At 50.9% G+C, this 1466-nt stretch carries 2 protein-coding genes; one reads left to right on the top strand and one right to left on the bottom strand.

The window, feature by feature from the left end:
• On the bottom strand, positions 1 to 694 hold a 694-nt coding region (locus KDK19_RS15100; protein ID WP_257292276.1), incomplete at its 3' end, for a hypothetical protein.
• A gap of 200 nt (positions 695 to 894) precedes the next feature.
• Here KDK19_RS15100 and KDK19_RS15095 point away from each other — a divergent pair.
• Positions 895 to 1466: molybdenum cofactor guanylyltransferase (locus tag KDK19_RS15095; protein ID WP_257292275.1), on the top strand; the 572-nt coding region annotated here is incomplete at its 3' end.

The following is a 1466-nucleotide window of genomic DNA, read 5'->3' as shown; positions in this document are numbered from 1 at the left end:
TGGTCGGAGGGGTGTTCACTGTTAATGAGTCCGGTGTTTCGGCTTCTTCAGTGGGCGGAGTCACAATAATGGTCGGAGGGGTGTTCACTGTTAATGAGTCCGGTGTTTCGTCTTCTTCAGTGGGTGGAGTCACAATAATGGTCGGAGGGGTGTAGGGAATGGGAGGCATTTCCGGACGAGGTCTTTTATGAACGATTTTGGCAGGGCCGCTGCTTTTCATGGCATCAGCAAATCGGTGCCTGCCGGGATTGTCGGGTAACTGCCTGGCCGGTCCGGTGAATTTCATGGCGTCCAGCAGCTTGACTCTTCTTTTTGGCAAGGGTTTGGAGGGTACTGGCTCTCCCATCGGAGCAGGGCTTAACATCAGAGCTTCGTTTTTTACTATTGCTCTGACTGCCCTGTCTGAGAAAAAAGTGTATCGACGGTCTTTGGCACCATCAAAAATCTGTCGTCGCAGGGATAGGCTGGTGTGAGAATCTTCAATGACATTGATGACCATGTCCCTGAGTTTTTTTTCAGCGACTTTGTTCCTGCGGTGTGTAAATTTCCACCGGGTTTTCTTCAGAAACTCTTTTGGGGACGTCTCCACAACCGGCATGCCATTGTGCAGAGTGACACGACAGGCCCGTCCTTCCTCAGTGGCCTGGTCGATGAGTCTCAGATTATGACCTACTTGCTCTTGAATGCTCGGCATGTCAGTCCCTGATTAGGTGAAATCCAACTCTATATTTAGCGGCACGGAGTCAGGTCGGTAAAGAGCAAATAGCATAACTAATAATTGGCGGTTACTGATCCTGACTGGTGTAATGCTCAGTCTTAAAGTCTACAGGGCAGACTGGTAGAATCCCATCCTCGCTCATTTGGCAAAACGGTTATGGTCAGAGTGCCCTTAATATGACCCAAACAATTGGATTGGTGCTGGCTGGTGGCAGGTCTTCCCGAATGGGGCAGGACAAGGCTCGCCTGCTCTGGCAGAACATTCCCCTGTTTCAACATATGCAAAATTTGCTGCATGAATCCGGTATCGACAGAGTATTGCTCAGTGGTGCTCAGTGTGGCAGCAACGCGCTGGTCGATAAAATACCTGACAGGGGGCCTCTTGGCGGTATTCATACAGCTATTGAGGCTCTGCCCGATGGTGTGAACCTCTTAGTGGTTCCGGTAGATATGCCTTTATTGCCACCGGAAGCCTGCAAGAAGCTGGTATCATCCGTAGCAGAGTCCGGCAGGGCGGTTATGTTTGAAACCTTTTTCCTGCCTCTTATTCTGCCCGTCAACAGCCTGCTTCGAAGTGCCGTCAATAGTGCGCTGAGCAGCCAGGATCACAGAGACTATTCTCTTGGACGGCTCTTTGATCGTCTGCAGGGTGTGACTATCACGCTTCCTGACGAATTGGCAGAGCATTTCCAGAACACCAATACCCCCGATGAGTGGCATCGTGCCTTGACAGCCATGAGCGGGGAAAA

It is taken from the genome of Endozoicomonas sp. ONNA1, assembly GCF_024606325.1.
GTDB lineage: Bacteria > Pseudomonadota > Gammaproteobacteria > Pseudomonadales > Endozoicomonadaceae > Endozoicomonas_A.
Note: the sequence above shows the minus strand (reverse complement) of the source record. Positions and strands in the feature narration are given on the sequence as shown.